The sequence below is a fragment of the Microcoleus vaginatus PCC 9802 genome (assembly GCA_022701275.1).
Classification (GTDB): domain Bacteria; phylum Cyanobacteriota; class Cyanobacteriia; order Cyanobacteriales; family Microcoleaceae; genus Microcoleus; species Microcoleus vaginatus_A.
The window spans coordinates 3,652,398-3,673,855 of sequence record CP031740.1; the positions used below are offsets into that span (position 1 = coordinate 3,652,398).

Annotated in this window: 14 protein-coding genes and 1 tRNA gene; 2 read left to right on the top strand and 13 right to left on the bottom strand. The window is 45.9% G+C overall.

The window, feature by feature from the left end; genetic code table 11:
• The first annotated feature begins 66 nt into the window (after positions 1-66).
• Complete coding sequence (locus D0A34_14760) at positions 67-1,293, top strand: hypothetical protein (protein UNU22304.1); 1,227 nt, start codon at positions 67-69, stop codon at positions 1,291-1,293.
• 271 nt (positions 1,294-1,564) lie between these two features.
• On the opposite strand, the gene D0A34_14765 is transcribed toward D0A34_14760, so the two are convergent.
• Both D0A34_14765 and D0A34_14770 read right to left on the bottom strand, forming a co-directional pair.
• A tRNA-Gln gene (locus tag D0A34_14765) sits at positions 1,565-1,636 on the bottom strand.
• Between the two features lie 101 nt (positions 1,637-1,737).
• The gene (locus tag D0A34_14770; protein ID UNU19973.1) at positions 1,738-4,509 is read right to left on the bottom strand and encodes a GAF domain-containing protein; all 2,772 of its coding nucleotides are present in this window, start codon (positions 4,507-4,509) and stop codon (positions 1,738-1,740) included.
• A 775-nt stretch (positions 4,510-5,284) separates the two neighbouring features.
• On the opposite strand from D0A34_14770, the gene D0A34_14775 reads away from it, so the two are divergent.
• Complete coding sequence (locus tag D0A34_14775) at positions 5,285-5,671, top strand: response regulator (protein UNU19974.1); 387 nt, start codon at positions 5,285-5,287, stop codon at positions 5,669-5,671.
• 148 nt (positions 5,672-5,819) lie between these two features.
• Here D0A34_14775 and cheB read toward each other — a convergent pair whose 3' ends face one another.
• From cheB to D0A34_14830, 11 genes are all read right to left on the bottom strand, one after another.
• Positions 5,820-6,905 carry a chemotaxis-specific protein-glutamate methyltransferase CheB gene (gene cheB, locus D0A34_14780; protein ID UNU22305.1) on the bottom strand — a complete coding sequence of 362 codons (1,086 nt, stop codon included), beginning with the start codon at positions 6,903-6,905 and terminating at the stop codon, positions 5,820-5,822.
• A 247-nt stretch (positions 6,906-7,152) separates the two neighbouring features.
• Positions 7,153-9,648: a hybrid sensor histidine kinase/response regulator gene (locus D0A34_14785; protein UNU19975.1), complete on the bottom strand. Its 2,496-nt coding sequence runs from the start codon at positions 9,646-9,648 to the stop codon at positions 7,153-7,155.
• On the bottom strand, positions 9,641-9,868 hold the full coding sequence (locus D0A34_14790; protein ID UNU19976.1) for a hypothetical protein: 228 nt from the start codon (positions 9,866-9,868) through the stop codon (positions 9,641-9,643). Before D0A34_14790 ends, D0A34_14785 begins: the two co-directional genes overlap by 8 nt.
• Positions 9,869-9,872: 4 nt before the next feature.
• Positions 9,873-11,585 (bottom strand): methyl-accepting chemotaxis protein, encoded by a 1,713-nt coding sequence (locus tag D0A34_14795; GenBank protein ID UNU22306.1) that lies wholly within the window; start codon positions 11,583-11,585, stop codon positions 9,873-9,875.
• 128 nt (positions 11,586-11,713) lie between these two features.
• Positions 11,714-13,180: a chemotaxis protein gene (locus tag D0A34_14800; GenBank protein ID UNU19977.1), complete on the bottom strand. Its 1,467-nt coding sequence runs from the start codon at positions 13,178-13,180 to the stop codon at positions 11,714-11,716.
• 253 nt (positions 13,181-13,433) lie between these two features.
• Positions 13,434-14,564 carry a chemotaxis protein CheW gene (locus D0A34_14805; protein ID UNU19978.1) on the bottom strand — a complete coding sequence of 377 codons (1,131 nt, stop codon included), beginning with the start codon at positions 14,562-14,564 and terminating at the stop codon, positions 13,434-13,436.
• 3 nt (positions 14,565-14,567) lie between these two features.
• Positions 14,568-16,235: a tetratricopeptide repeat protein gene (locus D0A34_14810; protein UNU19979.1), complete on the bottom strand. Its 1,668-nt coding sequence runs from the start codon at positions 16,233-16,235 to the stop codon at positions 14,568-14,570.
• A 389-nt stretch (positions 16,236-16,624) separates the two neighbouring features.
• Complete coding sequence (locus D0A34_14815; protein UNU19980.1) at positions 16,625-18,391, bottom strand: AAA family ATPase; 1,767 nt, start codon at positions 18,389-18,391, stop codon at positions 16,625-16,627.
• A 122-nt stretch (positions 18,392-18,513) separates the two neighbouring features.
• Positions 18,514-19,665, bottom strand: a complete 1,152-nt coding sequence (locus tag D0A34_14820; GenBank protein ID UNU19981.1) for a 4Fe-4S ferredoxin — start codon at positions 19,663-19,665, stop codon at positions 18,514-18,516.
• Positions 19,666-19,817: 152 nt separating this feature from the next.
• The gene (locus D0A34_14825) at positions 19,818-20,000 is read right to left on the bottom strand and encodes a hypothetical protein (GenBank protein ID UNU19982.1); all 183 of its coding nucleotides are present in this window, start codon (positions 19,998-20,000) and stop codon (positions 19,818-19,820) included.
• A gap of 90 nt (positions 20,001-20,090) precedes the next feature.
• Positions 20,091-21,413 (bottom strand): four-carbon acid sugar kinase family protein, encoded by a 1,323-nt coding sequence (locus D0A34_14830; protein ID UNU19983.1) that lies wholly within the window; start codon positions 21,411-21,413, stop codon positions 20,091-20,093.
• Between the last annotated feature and the right edge of the window lie 45 nt (positions 21,414-21,458).

The window sequence follows — 21,458 nt, forward strand, 5'->3', positions numbered from 1 at the left end:
TAGCACAAAACTGTAATGCAAGTAGAACGCCGACGCCGCCCACGCCCAATTCCCCCCCGACGCCCAATCGAGCCCCTAGGCCCAATCGGGCCACGACGCCAAAGCAGCCAGCCTCCTGTCCAATCCCGTCGCCGAGTCAGGACGAAATTTTCTCGCTTAAAATACCGTAACATCCTGTGCTTAATTGCGGGGGCGATCGCGATCGGTTGGATTGTCACAATACCGTTCAGAATTCGCCGTCCCCCAGAACCGCCAGTCATCTTGGCTCAACAGGCTGTCTCGCCTCAAGAAACACTCTCGCCTCCGACAATTGAACCCTCGGAAAATTTAGCCGCTCGTCAAAGCGAGCCTACCTTTAGCTACAACATCAAAACACCTCCCAATCCCGTTTACTCTCAAGAATTGCAAGGGATTGTTGATGAAGCTGTGAAAATTGCGACCAGCAAAGGACTACCCGCAGAATCCCTATCAATTTCCTTATTTGATGTCAGCAATGCCAAAGCTCACAGCTTCGCCGGATATCAAAATCAAACTCTCCGATTTCCCGCTAGCGTTGCCAAATTATTTTGGATGGCAGCCTTTTACTCAGCCATAGAAAAAGGCATCATTACGCAAAGAGAATCTGCCTTTAAAAACGACCTCGATCAAATGATTCGCGTCTCCAACAACGATGCTGCCAGCCGACTTTTAGACAAAATAACAGATACAAAATCCGGCGATCGGCTGGCAGGAGAAGAGTTGCAAAGCTGGCTGAAAAAGCGCAATCAAATTAACACATTTTTTCAGTCTGCTGGATACAATGATATTCGTATAACCACCAAAAATTATCCCATACACTATTTAAGACAAGAACAGCCCATCGGTCGGGACTTGCAATTGCGGGGCGATCCTTCCCAGCCGATTCGCAATCAAGTAACTACCGACCAAGCTGCCAGATTAATATATGAAATCTATACTAGGCAAGCCGTTTCCACTGTCGCCAGCCGCAAAATGGCTTACTTGCTGACGAGAGACTTAGACCCCAAAGCATGGAAAAATGACCCCAGCAACTCGATACAAGGATTTCTCGGCGAGTCTTTACCAACTAATATTTATTTTGGTTCCAAAGTTGGCTATACCTCTGGTTCCCGCAGCGAAGCGGCATTTGTCAGAACTTTAGACGATCGCGCGATTTATATCTTAGTTGTTTTCGCAGACGATCCGGCTTATGCCAAGGACGAAACAGCATTTCCGGCAATTTCCCGATACGTTTTCGATCGGCTAAATGCTCGCGGGCCCAGCAGTTTGCCGTGAGAGCGAGTAGGGCGGGTTCACTCTTTTTGGATGAGGACTTACGCAAAACAACGTGTTTGGGCCAAAAATCCGCACTGGCGAGCAAAGAAACCGATTTCTCTATCGCAAAAATCTACGCTTTTAGGCCAAATCCGCCGCAAGAAACCCGGTTTCTTATATCCTGTGAGCAACCCCTAATTAGGTTTGTAGTTAGGCACTCGTTTTTCTCTCGTCGGACGAGCGGTGACTCTAAACTATCAGTTAAATAATTGATTGACCTAACACAATTTAACTGGGGCGAAAGGATTCGAACCTCTGAATGGCTGGACCAAAACCAGCTGCCTTACCACTTGGCGACGCCCCAACGTCTTAACCTTCACTATCTTAACATTCAAACACTGGAATCTGTCAAGCATTTTGACAATAAAATTTAAAAAATGTTTTTGGAAGCGATCGCCGGCCGGTTTATTCTTTGATCGCAGGGGGGCGAGCTACCGGGATTTCAATCCTGAAATCAGCTCCCTGTCCCGGTTTCGAGATACAGTTCAAGCTTCCTCCGTGTTTTTCCACCACAATCTGGTAGCTGATAGACAAGCCGAGCCCCGTACCCTTGCCCACAGGTTTAGTGGTAAAGAAAGGGTCAAACAAGTGGCATTTAGCTTTTTCGCCCAATCCCGGCCCGCTGTCTTGAATCCGAATCACCACAACTTGACCGCTCGACTTTCCTGACTCACCAGCCTCCGAGTTTGGGGCCACCACCGCCGTCGAGATTTTGATCGTCTTGGGTGAGGGCTGATTTTCCAAAGAGTCGATCGCATTCGCCAAAATATTCATAAATACTTGGTTGAGCTGTCCGGGATAGCACTCTACCTTCGGCAAGTTGCCGTAGTCTTTAATTACCTCAATTTCCGGTATTAGCCCATTTGACTTCAAGCGGCTCTGCAAAATCAGCAGCGTGCTGTCCATCCCTTCGTGAATGTCCACCAGCTTCATCTCTGCTTCGTCGTGGCGCGCGAAGTTCCGCAGAGACAGGACAATTTGGCGGATGCGTTCAGTTCCCATCTCTATTGAAGACAGAATTTTCAGCAAATCCGGCACTATGAAATCAACATCGATTTCTTCGTTTTTGTCGAGAATTTCGGGGCAAGGATCGGGGTAGTGCTTTTGATACAAGTGCAGCAAATCCAGCAAATTCCTCATGTACTGCTTGCAATAAGTCAAGTTGCCGTAAATAAAATTAACCGGATTGTTAATTTCGTGGGCGACGCCGGCGACCATTAGACCGAGAGAGGACATTTTTTCGTTTTGGATGAGCTGAGCTTCTTTCTGCTGCAACTGCTGCAAAGTTTCCGTCAGTTGGCGGGCTTGAGTTTGAGCGGCTAAGGCTGCCGCCCGCGTTTGGGCGTAGAGTTCGGCTTGGTCGATCGCGATCGCCAGTTGATCAACCACCGCTTGCAGCAACTCCACTTCGCTCGTCGCCCAGGAACGGTGGCTGCTGTAATGGTTACAAACTACAGCACCCATTTGACCGGAGCGAGTCTTGAGCGGCAGCAGCAGGTTAGAAACAATGCCGAGACTGGTCAAAAAATCTCGCGTGGGCTGTTCGATGCAGAGTGCTGTTGCCGCCTCCCCGATCCGGAGCGTTTGGCGGTGGCAAATTTTCTCGGCCAGCAGCGTTACTTGTTCGATCGGGTATTCTGTAAGCCGCTCTTTCAGTTCGGGATTTGCCGCCTCGTGGGTGATTGCAAAGCTTGGCTGCCCGTCTCGCGAGATGGAGTACCACAAAAAGTAGCACTGGTCAACCTGCAACAAGCTGCGAATTTCGTTGACAGCCGTATCTAAAATTTTGTCGAGGTCGAGGGAATTCCGCATCTGGCTGGCGAGGCCGAAGAGCAGGCCTTCGCGGCGGCTCAACAATTCTTCTCGGGCCGTGATGCGATCGATCGCCACAGCTATGGCGTTAGCCATGCAGCTCAGAACTTCTAGCGCTCCCTCGCTTACCAAAGCGCTACTGCACAGAGCCAGCACTCCCACCAGGCGCTCCTCCACTATCAGCGGATAGGCAATGGCGCAAAGAGACGGGTTCGACAGTAGGCATACAGGAGCCGTTTGGAGTTTTCCCGGTTCTGCTCGCACCCAATCTTCTATTTCCCGTTCCCACCCTTCGGTGCTGAGTCCTGAATCGGCCTGCAATTCTAACTGCTCTGTCTGTGGGTTGAACGTCCAGATAGTCGCCTCCTTGGCGTCGAGGTAATCTACCATTGCCTCGGTGCAGCGGTTGAGGATGGGCGATATTTTCCCACCTTGTCCGAGGGCGGCACCGACTTTAGCTTGCAGAGCTCCCAAGCGCGATCGCTCTTCTAGCGACGGGGCCGTTAATTGGCGCTCATAGGTGTCCCGGGAGCCGACAACGATTTCTCGGATTTGTTGGGTATCGTCTGCATGCCCGATGCTCGCTGAAGTTTCCCACGAATATTGAGATTTGCCTGTTTCCTCGACCGTTGGGAGCTTTTTTGCGTATATTCTTGTACAGCTTTGTGGCGTCTGTACGGCACACAAGGTGGATGGGTTCGAGCCACGAACTAACTCGGAGATTTGCTCGCTGTCGGAGCTGATATCTTCCGCCTCTGGCCACTGTTTCTGAGCTTTGAGTAATTGCCAGCGCAGCTCCACCAAACTCGCAACTTGCCGACTCAAAGCTTGGATAGCTTCTATGGTTTCTTTTGTCAAGTATCTCGGTACTGAGTCCATGACCGATAGCACTCCCAGCATCTGCCCATCTGAGGTCATGACTGGGATGCCGGCGTAAAATTTCACGAAGGGATAGAAAACTGTTAGGGGATGCTCGCCAAATCTCACGTCTGTGGAAGCGTCTCGGACAATGGCCACAGGCAGTTCCTTGAAGGAATTTGCAGGGGGTTCGATCGCAGATTTGGGAGCAACTGGCGGTTTTTGCAGGGGGTTCGAGCGGTCAAATTCCGAGTTTGAGTTTGAGCCGACGGCGAACTCTTCGGGAGTTGGGTCGAGCGCGCGATCGCAAAAATCCAGGTAACTATCAGCCAAAGTTTGATCGATACCTAACTGCGACTTCAACCAGTGGCGGTTGCCGTCAATCAAGCTCAAGAAAGCAATAGGAGTTCGGCTGATCTGAGCTGCCAAACCGACCAAATTGTCCAAGCAAACCTCTGGATCAGAGCCGAGAAGCTGATACAAGTCGATGTTATGGACCTTGAACACTTTTTTTACCAAGAGGTAAGGGTGCTTTTATCATGTGTAACGGCCCGTCTAGTTGCTGGCAACCGCCCTTCTCAATACTTCCCTTGAAAAACAAGCTATGAATTCTGTGCTGGGAGAGTCTGGGCGCAAGTTCGGCGCAGGTTGCTTGCGCCGAATTCAGACTAACCTCTTGACTGATCTGGAAACTTTTGAGTTATGGGAGTTAGAGCTCCCCAAATCTAAGACTATATAAATTATACTTCCAGTTGACTATGCTTTTGAATACCTCCGGCTCTCTAAATCTAAGAGCCTCTGTTGAGAGGAAGCAGCTTTCCAAAATATAACGCGATTGCTTACCTAGAATTTTTTAATCATTTTAATTGTATTTTAACAGACCTGTCTACTCCTGGGTAGCGGGCTTGCTGGTAAATTTAAATCATGGGTGTGTGCCACAATACCAGTGTCCTTTAGCGAGCTGTGCCTTAGCCGATCGTTCAACTACAGTTAGGAGATGAATTACAAAAGATTGGTAAGATGTTAAACTTTGTAACAATAGTTACTCCAACTCGACCTTCTAGGGTTTCTGGGCCCGGATGCACATTTTGCAACTGTTGTAATCGCCGATCAACCACTCTCCCAATCCCTTTTTTCGAGTTGGAGGTAAAAAAGCAGGGGTCAAGTTTCAACTAACACTCCAATGAGGTTGACAATTATTGCGTAGAGCCAACTCTCAAAAAATAACTGCAGGAAGTATGTTTTGTATTTTCAAGAACTATAAATAAACAGGGAGAATAATATGTCTGCAAGTAGCAGTCAAGTACCAACTATTTTGGCAGTTGATGATAGCGTCGTGATGCAAGGACTTGTTAAACAGGCCTTAAGCAAAGAGTTTCGAGTTCTCGTAACCGATAATGCAGTGGATGCTTTGTCAACGATTTATCACGAACAAATTTCGGTTTTGTTGCTCGATGTTTCGATGCCTGGTATTGACGGATTGGAACTCTGCCGCACGGTGCGGAGCTTGCCTCAGTTTCAAAATTTGCCGATCGTAATGCTGACAGCGCGAGATGGAGCTTTTGATAAGGTACAGGGGCGTTTGGCGGGAGCAACAGAGTATTTAACTAAGCCGTTTGATGCTGAGAAGTTGCGCGAGGTAATTGGTAAGTTTATCAAAATCAAATAATCGCACTTAGAAAAAAATTCAGTTTTGAGTAATTAATGAAGTAATTTGAGTAATTAATGAACTAAAAAGTTGCGATCGCGCTCTCTTATCGCCGATTTTTTTAACCAGTCCCGGATCGGGGTATTCTGCACTATTTGCGGGGTAAGTCCTAAATTTTTAATTTAGCCAGAAGTAAGGGAGCGATCGCACTGACAGGTAGAACATATTGGGCCGCACCGAGGGCGATCGCCTCCTTGGGCATTCCGAAGACAATGCAGCTAGCTTCGTCTTGGGCGATTGTCAACCCTCCTTGTCTGGCGATAGCCAACATTCCGTCAGCACCATCTCTACCCATTCCTGTCAGCAAAACCCCCGCTGCCCCCCGATTATAAAAATTAGCTACCGACTTAAATGTCACCGTTACAGAAGGGCAGTGCCCCGCGGCAGGAGCAGCTTCTGAATAAACAAATCGCCCTTGAGAGTCCAATTCTAAATGACGTTTTTCTGGCGGGAAATAAACAGTCCCTGCTTGTGGCAATTCCCCAAAAGAAGCTATCTTAACTGGCAGTTTCGATTCATTACCCAGCCAATCAACTAATCCTTGCAAAAAACCTTCACTGATGTGCTGAACACAAATTACAGGCACAGGAAAACTAGCTGGAAGTTTAGAAATAATGGCGTATAGTGCTTGCGGGCCCCCTGTAGAAGCCCCTATAGCCAATAGTTTAATAGTTGGAGATTTAAGATTTTCGTTGAAAAATTTGTAATTAGCAACTGGTGTTTGGTTAATTTTTACCAGTGGGTTATTATCTTCTGTTTGTATCATTTTTGGATGGCGTGTAAATACTTTAACTCCGGCGACTATTTTAATTTTAGCTATTAATTGATTTCCCAGCCGCTCGTAATCTGATACCAAGCCGCCAATCGGTTTCGGAAAAACATCCAATGCACCAGCCTTTAACACTTGAAATACATTCTGAGTATCATTCGCTTGTACTGAAGCACTAATTACTAAAATTGGTAGCGGATATTTCTTCATTACTTCTTTCGTAAATTCTAATCCGTTCATTGGTGCCATGTTCAAATCCGTACAGATTACTTCGGGGTGAAGTTTCGGGATTAATTCTAGTGCTTCTAACCCGTTGCAAGCGGTTCCTACAACTTTGATTTCGGGGGAGGAATCAAAAATTCGTTTGAGGACGATCGTAACTACTGGAGAATCTTCAACTAACAATACTTTAATGGGCGATAACATCAGTTTGGGGGGAAATTGGGAATGAGCAATTGAGAATGGGCCATTGGAAATGGGGGACTTGTACTGCCCTTCGACTTCGCGAGCGACTAAGCTAAGCACGACTCGCTCAGGAACCGCGTAGTCGAAGTATTGGGTCTTGGGAATCGATGCAATGGTAATTGTGCACTGGGCACGAGGCATTGGATCTCGCTAATTGATAGTAAAATTGATAGTAAATAAGAAATGGCTAATAACTAAGGGCTAATGACTAAACTAACCTTTTTAGTGTCTCTATGAGTACATCTTGATTAAAATTCCCTTTAGGAATATAAGCATTTGCCCCCGCATCCGCTCCTCTTTTTCTATCTTCATCCGAGGCCAAAGATGTTACTAAGATTATCGGTAACTCACTGTATTCTTTTTGCTCCCGAATCTTAACTGTCAGGGCCAAACCGTCTAAATTTGGCATTTGTACGTCAGAAATCACAGCATCAAAATTGCGAGTTTTTAATTTATGGAAAGCATCCAATCCGTCTACCGCTGTCACAACTTCGTAACCCGCACCTTCCAGGATGCGCTTTTCTTGAGTGCGCGTGGCGATCGAGTCTTCTGCTAAGAGTATAACTTGTTTTCTGGTGGCAGTCTCAATTGGCGATCGCGCACCAGAAACCCTACGGGACGAAACTTGCTGGCGTACAGATTTTATCAAATCGTGGGGATTGAGTACCATACAAACTTCCCCAGTACCCAGAATTGTGGCACCCGAAACATTTCGCACCCGTTTCAGCAATTGACTTTGAGGTTTCATCACCACATCCTGTTCGTCTATCAAAGCATCTACCAATAATCCCAATCTTTCCTCCCCAACTTTCAAAACAATACAAGGCATTTTTGAAGAAGTTGAATTTAGGAATTCTTGGGGATTTTTGGTCATAATTTCGCTACCGTTTTCCTGTCTCAAATACCGATTTCTTTGCCAACCCTGTCTATGGTTTAATTCTAGTAAATCTGTCAGATGAGCAACTGACAGAGGCTGACCGTTTGAAAGTATAGTTGCCTTACCTTCTATAGCAAATATCTCAGACTGAGACACCTGTTTGGCCGTGTCTACAAACTCGACGGGCAGAGCATAAGGAATGTCTTCAACTACGACAATTAATACATTTACGGTAGCTAAAGACGTGCTTATTTGCAGCTTGAAGGTGCATCCTTTTCCCGGTAAAGACTCGACTTGAATACTACCTTTTAGGGCTTCAACATTAGTGCGAACTACATCTAAACCCACCCCGCGCCCCGAGACTTCAGTAACAAATTTTTTTGTTGAAAAACCAGGACTAAAAATTAAAGATTGTACTTGAGTATCGGTCATTTCTGCCAGTTGTTCCCGCGTACAAATATTACGTTTTACAGCCGTTTGTTTAATGCTCTCTAGATTTAGTCCCCTGCCATCATCAGCAACTTCAATAATAATATTGCTAGCAACATTATAGCCTTTAATTCGGAGAGTAGCCACGGGAGGTTTACCTATTTTTTGCCGCTCTTCAACAGTTTCAATACCGTGGTCGATTGCATTTCTAATCATGTGCATTAAAGGGTCTTTCATTTCCTCTAAAATGCGTTTATCGGCTGTAGTTTCGCCTCCTTCAATCACTAATGCAACTTCTTTACCTTCCCGTTTCGCTAAGTCTCGAACAGTTCGAGGAAATAAATTAAAAATAGTAGACAAAGGCAGCAGTCTCAGAGTGCGAATTCCTGATTCTAATGCCTCGGCGATTAATTCGAGTCTGGCAGTATCTTCATAAACTCGATTTCTCAAGCGGTTGACTAAAGTTCCGAGACGTTCTAAACGTTCTTCTGTACGTTGATAGTAATCCTGCAATTGGCTAAATTTACCGTTGGCTTTAATACCGTTTTCATCTATTGGCATCCGCTCAACATTCAAGCTCGTTACAAAATATTCTCTGCTCCACTCTTCCCACAAAGTTGTAATTTGTTCGATCTCTGCAACTCGGTGTCCTAGCCGAGTTTTTGTGACAGTAAGTTCCCCTGCTTGAGTCATTAAATCGTCTAAATTTTGAGTAGCAACACGAATGGTTTCAATGCGGTAAGATGAGGTTGAGGATGCAGTAACTGCCGACTGCGAAGCCGACGCAGTGGCGGGTTCAGAAGGTGCAGGCAAGTTTTGAGCTTGCAGTAGAAATTCTGGCTGGGATTGTAGGGGTAAAAAAGAGGAATTTGTCTCTAAGTTAAGGACTTCAGAAGTTTCAACATTTGTTTCTAGTTCTTGGGTAGGAGGCTCAGTAAATTGCGGTTCTACCAACGGTTGTTCTGGTACTTGTGAAGATGAGGGAGCTACTATTGAGGCTGCAGCCTGTGGCTGTTGCTGACTAGAAGCACCCATCATGCTAGCGAGGATGTAAAATGTATTAACGCCGGAATCTTCACCCGTGACGGCTTCGTCAACGAGTTTGCGGATGGCGTCTAAACTTTGCGAAAGTCGATCACTAATATCTGAATTCAATTGAGTTTCACCCCGCTTGATAGCTTCTAAGATATGCTCCATTTGATGAGCTAAAGATGCTACATTTTTTACTCCAAGCATCCCAGCATCACCTTTAAGAGAATGAGTTTCCCGCAACAATTGTTCTAACTTAGCTGAGTCTCCCGGGTGTTGTTCCAAGTACAGCAATCCATCGTCTAGTATCTGCAAGTGTTCTTCACTAGCAATTTTAAATACATCTCGGAGTTCTTCATCTTCAATCATATATATCTTTAGGGAATTGGGAATGGGGAATTGGGAATTGGGAATTGGGCCGAAAAGCATCTTCGCCGCAAAGAATTGGGAATTGGACCGAACAGAATAGGGAATTGGGAATTGGGAATTGGGAATTGGGCAATTTTCCCACTCTCCGCCTCTCCCTCTCCCACTCCCACTCTCCCCCTCTTCCTTCTTCCGACTTCCATAGGACTTCTTCCTTCAACATCTAACTAAACTACTGATTTTAAATCTTGGGCTGCGTGGTGGAGTTGAGCAATGCCGAGTTTGACTTGAGAAATGCCGGATGCTGTTTCCTGAGCAGCTAGGTTAAGAGAGTTGACTGCTTCAACTACATCCTCAATGGCGATCACCTGGTTTCTTGCAGTAAAAGAAATTTGTTTGCTGTTCAAAACAATGCGATCGATCGCCTCTGCCACGCCAGCAAAGGCGTCGGCGGTTTTTCGGGCAATTTTCACTCCATTTTCCACAGTTTTTGTCCCGTCATCCGTCACCGTTGCTGTCGAACGAATCGCTTTCTGGATGTCTGCAACTAAAGCATTAATCTTGCTCGCTGATTCCTTGCTTCGATCGGCTAATTGGCGAATTTCGCTGGCAACAACAGCAAATCCTTTGCCACTTTCACCCGCTCTAACTGCTTCGACAGCAGCGTTGAGGGCGAGCATATTTGTTTGGTTGGCTAAATCGCTGACTAAACCGGAGATATTGCCAATGTGATCGGTTTGCTCGCTCAAACGCAAAATTTGCTTTTGAATTGCTCCTACATTTTCTGTCAAAGTTGCCATTTCTTTCAAGGTATTGTCTACTGCTTGACTGCCTCCTGCTGTGAGTTTAAGAGCCTGTCCAGCCCCGAAAGCGGCCGCTTCGGCTTGCTCGGCACAAGCTTTGCTTGATTCGCCCAATTCGTCCATTTTAGTAGCAGTTCGAGCTACAGCATATAGTTGTTGGCTGGCAATGCGTTCTTGCTGTTCGACGGTGACAGCAATTTGCGAGGAAGAAGAGGCGATCGCCCGCACAACTTCATTTACCGAGCGAGTAGCTCGAGTAGCCAAAAAAATTGCGAGCGCGCTAACAATAGCCGCCGTCATTCCAACTCCTGCAATCAGAGCAGACAGCAACTCTTTTTGCGGAGCAAATAGATTTTTTGTATCGTTAGCAATAATCACACTCCAACCCAATTCTGGCATATTTTTTAATGTTTCAATTGGAGCGTAAGTAATGAGTTGCTTAGCTCCATCAAGGCGATCGATATCTATGGCACTCTGAATCTTTCTGTTGGCTTGCATTTGGGCAAAAATACTAAAGTCTGACCGTGCATCTCTACTCACCTGCTGAATTTCTGTTGCTGAGAAAAACTTGCCATTGCCATCTATCAAATGGTATTCTTCTTGTTTTAATTCCTCCGAGTCTCTGGTTAATTTATCTTGGTTTTCCTGAAAACCCTGCTCTAAATAAGTTATAGGGGTGCGAGTCCTGATGACAGCGATAGTTTTCCCTGTATTGATATCGACAATCGGCGCCGCAGCAAAAAAAGCGTATTTCCCATTTATAAATGACTTTCTTGGCTGCACAAGCGTAGGACGATTAGTTTTAATTACTTCCTGAAAATACTCGCGCTTGCCTAGCTCTGTAATTGGTTCTCCGCTCGATTGCAAAATAGTATTCCCCTGGAGGTCTGCGACTGCAATACTGTCGTAACCTTCCCCTTCTTTTACATATTTATCTAACAGAGCTTGTTTTTGACTGGTTGATGTGGTTTTGCTGACTCGGGGGTCGTTCAGTATAGCTAAATTAGCTAGTTCCTTAATGTCTAGGTAGCGTTCAAAATTAAAGTGGCTCACTTCATTTCCTGTAGAGATAGCCCGTGATTCTTGGTACTTAATTACGTACTTAGTGAGGTACTCGCTGGCCAATAAATAAGTCATCGCTCCTGTCAATAAAAGTGGGATTGTACTGAGGCAGAGCGCAAAAACAATAGCTTTTATTCTTAAAGACCAATTTCTCACTTTTAGTTTCATAATTAAGATTTAACAAATGATAAGTGATAAGTATTCTAAACAACTGCTTTTAAATCTAAAGCAGCTTCATTCAATCTTTGAGTGGCGACTTTAGTTTGAGTGATACCGCAAGCCGTTTGTGCCGCTGCTTGGTTGAGAGAGTTCATAGCTTCCACCACTTGTTCGATCGCGATCGATTGCTGTTGGGCATTCAGCGAAATTTGCTGAGAACTCAAAACCACATTGTTAATGGCATTGGCAACTCCTGCAAATGCTGCTGCAGTTTCTGAGGCAATATTCACGCCCGATTCCACAGTTTTAGTTCCTTCGTCGGCCACCATTACCGTTGAGTTAATTGCCTTTTGAATATCAGCAACTAATAGATTAATTTGTGCTCCTGATTTTTTACTGCGATCTGCAAGTTTGCGAATTTCTGACGCCACCACACCAAACCCCTTGCCGTGTTCCCCCGCCCGGACTGCTTCAACAGCAGCATTGAGTGCTAACATATTAGTCTGATTCGCCAAATCGCTAACTACAGTTGAGATATTACCAATGTGATCTGTTTGTTCGCTCAACTCTATAATTTGTCGTTGAATATCCTGAACTTTAGTTTTCAACGTTGCCATTGCTTCTAAAGTTTGTTCTACAGCTTTTGTGCCACCTCCAGCTAAATTCAAGGCTTGCATTGCTTGAGCCACGGCGGTTTCGATCTGCTGTGATGTCGCCCTAGAAGAGGCTCCCAATTCGTCCATTGTAGTAGTAGTTTGATTTACTGAAGCTGCTTGCTGACTTGCCATGCGTTCCTGTTCTTCCACGGTGGCTGCAATCTCAGTGGAAGAAGAGGCGATCGAGCTAATTGCCCGATCAATAGTTTGAGCAATTCCTGAAGAAATCAGCCAAGCTATGGCTGCACCAAACAGCACTAACAGCACCGAACCAACCAGCAGCGTCGATACCAAAAAGCTTAAAGCTTCCTTCGTCATTTTCGTTTTTTGTTTAACGATACTTAATTCTGTTTCCCGAAATTCCCCGTTCACTTTCAAAAAATTATTCAGAAAATTTGTGTACTTCCCTGTATTAAATACAGCGATAGCTTTCGTTGTCTGATTTTGCTGCAATAAGCGAACAATGTCTTCATTACAAGCATCATAATATTGATTGACTAGCTCTCGCATCCTTTGCAAACGCGTTCTCTGTTCTGGATCTTTAACGGTATGCTCTATATTATTCGCCGACTGGCGAGCCAACTCTGCACCTGCTTGAAAATCCTTTAAAAACTGCTGATTTTTATTATTAATTAAATACCCGCGCAGCCCCCGTACCATTTGCTCCGCACCTAGCGATATATTACTTATTTCCCCGACTACCTGCTGTACCCTTTCTGTTTCTTGTAAATTTTTAAATACCTGATTTGTAGTAGCAATAACTAATAAGGGAAACCCTAAGTATATAGCGGCTGGTGCTAGATATCCGAACAGCATCTTGTTTCTAATGTTTAAGTGGTTTATTTTAGGCAACATATTTTTCTCCTTGATTTAAGCCAGTGCATACACGAATTATATGCCTTTGTCAAATAGCGCTTGAAAAGCGGATTTGGTATAACTAACTTCTCTAGTCCTGGACACACTTCAAGATAATTCTCTCATGCTGAGTCCCGCTCGTTACCCGTTCCGATCTCTGCGTTGGATCGGGATTGCGAAGGAAATGAAGTATCAAGCCAGATGCTTCACTTGACTCATGACACATATGCTTTGCATAAGTCCTGTTCTTCATTCAAACCTCTTCATCAACAACTACTTCTCCTTTTGTCAGCAGTTTTTGCAAGCTCAGAATAGCCATCATTTTTTCTCCGTAAATAGCTGTCCCCCTTAGATATTCGCGGTTAGCAGAATGCAGTGCAGCCGGAACAGCCGCCATTTCCGACACATTTAAGTATATAATATCTAATATTTCGTCAACAACTATACCAGCGACCAAATCCCCCACTTCAACAACGATCGCCTTAGAGAGATAATTTGCAGCCTCCGACATATTTAAAGACATATTTAAAACACTGCGAATATCAATTAGCGTCAAAATTTCTCCCCGTAAATTCATATTTCCCACTATGCGATCGGGAGTGCAAGGAACCGGAGTTACTTGGTTAATATCAGTAAATTCGCGCACTACATCCAAAGGAATACCAAAGTATTCACCATTCAAAACAAACACCGCCAGGGACATATTAATTGCAGCATCATTTTCCCCCTTGCCTCGCAGCCTCAAATTATTAGTCCGCGATTGAAAAATTGCTTTTTCTTCCGGGGTAGCCTGCGGGCGAAAAACGTGACGATTGCTCAAAATTTGAGGATTTTTGCCTAACAATTTTGCATTTATTTGCCACTGTAAACTTTCCGTATCTGACTCACCTGCTGTTTCTTGATTACCTGCATTGTTTGGAGAAACAGGCCAGCTTTCCTCTAACTTTTTGGGAGAATATCGAATTAAGCGATCGAGATTCAGCAGCATGATAATATCGGCTTCGCAGCGGGCAAATCCAGCTACAAAATGATGAGAGGCTTCTGAATGGTCTCGCCCGTAAGATAACTGCGAAGTGATGGCATCTTCTGAGAGTTCCTTAACTTCGCGAACTTGATTGACAATTATACCGACTTTAAATTCTTGCCACTCGATGACGATCGTACTATCTGTCACAGAATACTCCTGCCAAGCGTATCCAAAACGCAGATTCAGATCCATCACGGGCAGAATTTCGCCCCGAAGGTCGATCGCCCCAACAATATCTTGAGGTGCTTCTGCAATTGCTGTCAACTCCGGCAGAAAGAAAATTTCCCGAACATAACAGGCTTCTATACCGCAGAGAAAACCGTTCTGTTCAAAGATAAGATACGGTTTAGTGTCCATATTTTAGTGTACAGTTTCCTTACTGTATAATCTTAACAATTTTTTTTTAACATCCACCAGCAGTTGATTAGCTGTCATTTTCCCCTGGGAATCTATGGGAGTGTGTTGCGGTAGTGCTTTCAGGATTTCACAAGATGAATTGTACATTTTAATCGCTCTTTTTACTTGACCTTCTTTATTGTATATATTCCCTAGTTCTATATAAGCTGAAACAAAAGATGGACACATATAAATAGTCCTCTTTAATAAATTTTTTGCTGTTTCCAATTGCCCCTGTTCTTCAGCAATGTGAGCTTGTAAATAATCAGTCAATACTGAGCCAGGATCTACTTTCCTAGCTCGATTACAGTATTCTATTGCTTGAGAATAATTGCCCGCATTTGCATGAACTTGAGCAATTAAAAAATAAGCATCAAAATTATGCCCCTGCAAGTCTATTGACTCTTGTGCCTTGTTGATTGCCTCAGCATAATCTTGATTTTTAAATAATTGTTTAGCCTCGAAAATTAGCATTTGAGGCGTTTTATTTTGAGTATTTTCTGCTATTACTTTTTGTGTAACTGATACGGCATTGTTCCCCAAGCCGTCCTCCAGATAGCGAGAGCGCAGCATCTTCCCCAGCGGATTACTTATTGTTAATACGGGCGGCATCTCGGGAAAATTGCTGTTAGTAACACTAGGTAATCTGGTTTTTCCTGTTAGCAACTCACCACTATCATCCCCCACAGTATCTGGTTTCGGGAATTCCCGAAATGCCGAGTTGGCTTCCCCTACCGTCGCCACCCTAGACTCTATTTGACAGCCTTCCTCCGGTACTGCATCCCGACGCTGATAAACCACCGACTCCGGAAAAATCTTGGGCTGAAACTCGTTCATAATTTGACCATAAACTTCAGCGTGACCGGTCATTAAATATCCTCCAGGTCTCAGGGTCTTGGAAAATTTTTTCAGTACCAGTGAAATATACTTATGTTCAAAATACACAAAAACGTTTCTACACAAAATTAAGTCTATGTTATAAAGATTTTGGTAAATACTAGGAAACTCATCTGTGATTAAATTAACACAGCTAAAGGTTACACTTGGGCGCAATTCTTGATTAATGTGCCAATCATTTTGCCTCTGATAAAAATACTGCTTTTGTATCTGCGGTTCAACCAAGCGAAACGACCAATGACTGTAAACTCCCTGGGGCGCTTTTTTGATTACTTTTTCATTGATATCTGTACCTAAAATTAATATTTTCCATTCTTCCCAATCGGGAATCAACTGTTTTAAAACAATAGCTAAAGAATAAGGTTCTTCACCGGTGGAGCAGCCCGCACTCCAGATTCGCAGTGTCGGCTGCATTCCCAAGGTCTTGTGCAAGTTTCTTTTCTGCTCTATCAATTCAGGAAAAATTACTTTTTTCAACAGAGCAAACTGTCCTTTATCTCGCATAAAATAACTTTCTATTGTTGTTAATACCAATACTAATTCTGCCCATTCCTTTTTACTTTCAAAAGTTTTGGCGGTTAAAAGTTTATAATATTTTTCGGGTTCGGGGATTTTTTTTGCTCTCATTCGACTCATAATTTTATGAGACAAACCCTCTCGATCTTGGAACCTAATTCGCACACCTATCTCAGTAGTAATTAAGTTAATAAATAGCTGAAGTATGGAATCATTCATGTCAACTCAGGTAGATTCATTTAATAATTTGGGAAGTGGCCACTTTTACTGAGCTGGTGGTGAGTTTGTGCTCAGGATAGCCGCTCACCCGCGGCTCGTCCGTTCGCAAAGCCGAAGGGAGCCGAAGGGAAGTGCGTAGCCGAACTATTGGGAATTGGGCAACTTGTAAGCTCGTGTAGTCGAAGAATTGGTAATTGGAAATTGGGGAATTGGAAATTAGAAATTTAGAATTTAGCCGATCGCATTAACAAGAACAGTGTTACAAAACATCATATCAGAAACTTGCCAGCTACTCAAAAGAAAAAGGCAAAAGGTAAAAGACACAAGCCAGGAAAAAATTATCCCTTCTGCCTTCTACCTTCTGCCTTCAAAAGCACTAATCTCCAACTTTAAGCTGGATATATCCGCAAGCGACGATTGGGTTCTTCCCCAAAACTGTGGGACTTCAGGTGATAGTGTTCCACAAGTTCGTGCTGCATTTTGCGGACATTCGGAGAACGGGGCAGGAGTTCCACCGGCTGTCCCTTGGGAATGACGATTTGCTCGACTGCCAAGCGGGTTTCTTCGAGAGCTTCGATCTCATCAGAAGAACCGCTGCGGGCGAATAAGGCGAGGTCTGCCACTTCCGGGGTGCCCGGGTCATCCATGTCCAATAGGCGCCGCAAAGCTCTCGCTACGTGGGGTATAGTGCCAGCCTTAATTGTGTGCAGGGGAACTTGGCGAGTTTTGGCCAAGTGCCTCAATTTCGACTGGTTCCGAACGTTCGATCGCAAAGCCAAAACCACGTCAGCACTCTCAATATCCTTCGTCAGCAGCACCGGCAGGTTCAGCGTTGAAATCACCTGTTCGAGCTGGTGGCGAGGTATGCCGTAAGGATAAACGTGGAGGGGCAAATCTTCGCCGTTAGGGCCGACATTATGGGAATAGCGTCCGGGGTTGGGTACTGGTTCGACGGACAGGGATTCTTCGAGCAGTTGCTCGAAATACCGAGTCTCAGAAACCGGCGCGCTCTTAGCAGCGAAGTTCTCGCTGGGAGCGGGCATCGGCACCATTTTGCCAGCACTCCGCCACCCAGAGATCGGTGTGACGGGCCGCATTGCCGAGACAGCAGCCGGGCCGCTGGAAGCTGCCATCCCCGGAAACCGGGCGGGGGGAGCGGCCGAGTCGCGCTCGATAATTACTTCTCCACTCTCGCTGACACTTCTGATTTGCTGGTGCGGTTCACGTCCCCGCAGCAGAGTGTCGATCGCATCTGCAACTCGCTCGTGGATTACCCAGCGCTCGCGTTCGAGCATTTCGATGGCAATTTCAAAAGTTGGCGGTGCTTTGCGCTCCAAAACCGTCTTTTGAGAACCGCGCCGTCTTGCTTCGTCATCTCCCAGCGTCACCGCTTGGATGCCCCCAATTAAATCTGCCAGAGTCGGGTTTTTCATCAAGTTTTCGATCCGGTTCCCGTGGGCGGTACCGACCAACTGCACGCCCCTTTCGGCGATCGTCCGAGCCGCCAAAGCTTCGAGTTCCGTGCCGATTTCGTCAATCACGATCACTTGCGGCATATGGTTTTCCACTGCTTCGATCATGACTTGGTGCTGAAGTTCGGGACGGGAAACTTGCATTCTGCGAGCTCTGCCGATCGCTGGGTGGGGAATATCTCCATCTCCGGCAATTTCGTTGGAGGTGTCGATGATTACCACCCGTTTTTCCAAGTCATCGGCGAGCACGCGGGCAATTTCCCGCAGGGCGGTGGTTTTGCCGACTCCGGGGCGGCCGAGCATCAAAATTGACTGACCGGTTTCCACTAAATCGCGGATAATGCCGATCGTCCCGAACACAGCGCGGCCCACCCTCAAAGTCAAGCCGATAATCTCGCCGCTGCGGTTGCGAAGGGCGCTAATTCGGTGCAGGGTTTGCTCGATACCGGCTCGATTGTCGCCGCCGAAGTGGCCGACTCGCTGGATGCAATAGTTGAGGTGTGCCTTGGAAACCGGCGTTTGGGAAAGAGGTTCGGCCAAGGATGGAAAACGAGCTTCAGGTCGGCGGCCCAAATCCATCACAATCTCAATGAGATTGTTGCGCTGCGGGTGCTGCTCTAAGGGCTGCCGGATCTCATCTGGCACGATGTCTAATAATCTGTTGAGGTCGTCTGTAATCTGCATTCGCCTCGATGTGTTCGGTGACGTTTTCAACTTTTTAGTCAGTTGTCAGTTGTCAGTTAACAGTTGCCAGTTGTTTTTTACTTGTAACTAATGGCTTCTGAGTTCTGACTAATGACTTCTGACTAAAATTCTTTGAGCTGGGAAACTAGAGAACAAGCTAAACTCACGGCCTCCGAGAGAAGTTCTGGGACGGCTTCGAGCTGAGGTAGCCGAGATGTTTGAACTCCGGCTCCTGACCGCGCTACTGCCACTGGAACGGCATAGGCTCGATCGGTCTGCATTGTTTCTAATTGTTCTAAAATTGGCGATAGCAAAACCCTGGCATAGCTGCCGTAAGCTACACCTGCAATGTATGGGACAGGGGGAACTAATAAATTTTTCCCGCCATCCTTCAACAGTCCGTCGGCTCTCAGCTTGCTGACAGTGTGAGCATTAGTGCCGCCTGCAAGTTGCACGTATCCCGGCAACTGGGCCGCCAAAACTTTTTGACCGAGTTTGACCGCGGCTCTGGTAGTTCCTGTTCCGATATCTCCGCTCATTGGCCTACCGTCGGTTTGCCAAATTAGGGGACAAGGAAGGGGGGAAATTATTTGATACAGTGTCCGCAAATAATCAATCAAACCGTCTCCATCGGGGCAACTAATTGCTATTACCTTGAGTTGACCGACCCAGGGAGCTATACTCGACCAAAGTCGCGCAAAATCTGCCTCTCTGCCTACTTGCGTGTGGATTTCTAGGGCGTCGGCACCGGATTGCAAGATTAAAGGTGCGATCGCGGCGGGAGCAGACACGTAAGAACGAGTATAAATCAGTTGGCTCGGACAAATCGGCAGACAGCGACCGCAGCCATAGCACTGCTGGTCTATCACCCCGGAAAAACCACTGCCAGCACTCTGAAAAACTATTGCTTCGGCTGGACATATTTTTTCGCACGGCCGCCAGCAGTCCACCGGACAATCGGCTGGGTTGAATTCGGCTTTGCGAAAATGCGGGTCTTCCCCATCATTTAAACTCACCATCAGCCACGGCAACCCTTTGCCGCCAAACCTGCGGTTTTGAGTTCTTGCCTGTAATTCGCTGGCCACTTGTAGGGCTTCTTTCGCTGCTGCGACGGCGGCGGGATCTGCCGCGACATCGATACAGTCAGCGCCTGCTAAGGTGTAAGCCAATGTGAGATTCCGTACAGCAGGCAGGTGCTGAAAGCTCGCCCCACAGATCAGCTTGAACCAATGGCCACCTTTTAATGAGTTTAGGGGATGATAATGTTCTGTCACCCTTATATGCTAATCCTTTCAGCTAAAAATTACGAGGTGCAAATTTCTACTTAATTTTAAAATTTAGGCGGGTACAAGCTGGAAACGCTACTGATAGCAGTAGCTCTGGCGCTGTTGGCTCTATATGTAGAGTTCTGCCTTAATTTTTTTTTCTAAATTTGATTTTTTTGAGAGCGGCTGCTGAGGGGCGATTTGGAGATGGCGCGATCGGCTTGAGTTACAGACAGACCTTCTATTGTATCATAGTTGGGTGGCTTTGGCAAGGAAACAGTAGGGTAGAGATTTTTTTTGAAGTTGCCGTGCAGTGGGAATTGCCATAAAGTTCGATCGAGCATGGAAACCCATCGACGAACCGCAGATGAACATTATCCTCCCTGACTCGAAGCTAAATTCATCTGGGTTAATCTGTGATTCAACGAGCTATACTACTTGCTCAGCCGCTTGTAAACCGTAGCCAAAGCATGGCTATCCCCCACATTTCCCGGAAACAAAACAACTGGCAAATTGGGAAACAGAGGATGAGTAGCCTCGGTTTTCACCACCGAACAACCTGCAATAATTTGACCGATTTGCCTGACACTTTTGAGCGACAAACCTGTACTCAAAACATCATTAGAAGTAATGCCGCCCTTGCTAATTAAAAACCCGATATCTGCCGGCAGTCCCCGCACGATATCCATCAATAAAGCAGAAACCGCCTCTCCAAATTTTAAGCGAACTTCGGCATTTTCAAATTCGAGTTCCTTGCGGCTGGTATAAATTACAGGCGTTTTACCATCTGCATGAGCAGTGCGGACTTTTTCGAGAATTTCATCGAGCATTTGGGTGCGATACTCTGGTGAATCTTCTACCAACTGAGATACATCTATTTCAATGCTAACTATATTGGGTTCTTTTAACAAGCGTTCCAATTGTTCAGTAGTTTTCTTAACGTGGGAACCAACTATTACTGCACCCGGTTTGCCATCCCTCACGTATTTTGCCATTTCGTCGGCTGCTACTGGCTGCGGGCCGAGGTCAGCTAAGGATGTTAAAATACTTGCTGCACTGCGGAATAAAAACTTTTTGCCTTGACTGACTGCATGGAGAATGTGTTTGGCAAATGTGTCTAAATCGCCTTGGCTTTGGCCGTCAACAACTGCACATTGGTTGTCTGTCATGTCCATCAGTCGATCTAAACTTCCGTAGCGAATGTCTCCGAGTAAAATGCGATCGACTGCATCAGCGGGGATGCGACCTTTGGTTTTTTCTTCTACATAGTCTGGGAGGTAACTGTGACTGTAGCCGAAGACTGAATCTTTGGCAAATTCGGTTTGATGTACTGGTGTCGGGACGCTGTTAACTATTAGGTAGTGCACGCTGTGGCGAGTCATTCTCCCTCCTTCAAAAAAGGCGGGAATCAGAAAATGGGCGTCGAAGGGGCCAAGTTCTTCGGCGATCGCGTCGGTTTCGATGGGATAGTGGCCGCGCAGGGTAGAATCGGAACGGCTAACTATTAGGAAGTCTTCGATTTTTTCGCTCGCGATCGCCTTTTTGAGATTTTGGCACACTTCGCGGGTGACGGAGGCTGCTTTTTCGGGAGTTAGCGAGCGAGTATTTGTCAGGATGAAGAAAATCGGGCACTTGTCCCGCAGCCCCAAACGCAGGGTGTCTTCGTCCCAACGTGTCAGCAGCAAGCAACTGTGCACGGTTTGAGAACCAGTCGGATCGTCGTCGAGAACTATAATCTTGGGTTTAACAGAAGACATACTGACCTGGTTGTTAACGTCACCTTTCCAAGATATCCTTACCTG